Origin of the sequence: Paenibacillus periandrae, assembly GCF_022458865.1 — a bacterium.
GTDB classification, from domain to species: Bacteria; Bacillota; Bacilli; order Paenibacillales; family NBRC-103111; genus Paenibacillus_S; species Paenibacillus_S periandrae.
This window is the reverse complement of record NZ_JAJNMU010000167.1, coordinates 1-309: the sequence shown is the minus strand read 5'-3', so window position 1 is coordinate 309 and position 309 is coordinate 1. Positions and strand designations below refer to the sequence as shown.

The 309-nt window shown below is 50.8% G+C and carries 2 rRNA genes; both read right to left on the bottom strand.

The features are described 5' to 3' along the window. Nucleotides 1–7: 7 nt before the first annotated feature. Nucleotides 8–124: ribosomal RNA gene (gene rrf, locus LRL21_RS45085) — 5S ribosomal RNA — on the bottom strand. Between the two features lie 119 nt (nucleotides 125–243). Beyond that, nucleotides 244–309 (bottom strand): 16S ribosomal RNA (locus LRL21_RS45080); the annotation flags it as partial.

Below are 309 nucleotides of genomic sequence, written 5' to 3'. Positions count from 1 at the left end.
GAGGTTCGCTTGGCGACGTCCTACTCTCCCAGAACCCTGCGGTTCAAGTACCATTGGCGCTGAAGGGCTTAACGGTCGTGTTCGAGATGGGAACGCGTGGTTCCCCTTCGCCATCATCACCAAACGAAGCTTGCGGTATGACTTGAGAGTTATCCTCTCAAAACTGATCAACGAGTGAGTAATTGCTGTCCATGACAGCTTGACTTGCTGATACGTTCCGTTACAGGAACAATATCTCCATAGAAAGGAGGTGATCCAGCCGCACCTTCCGATACGGCTACCTTGTTACGACTTCACCCCAATCATCTA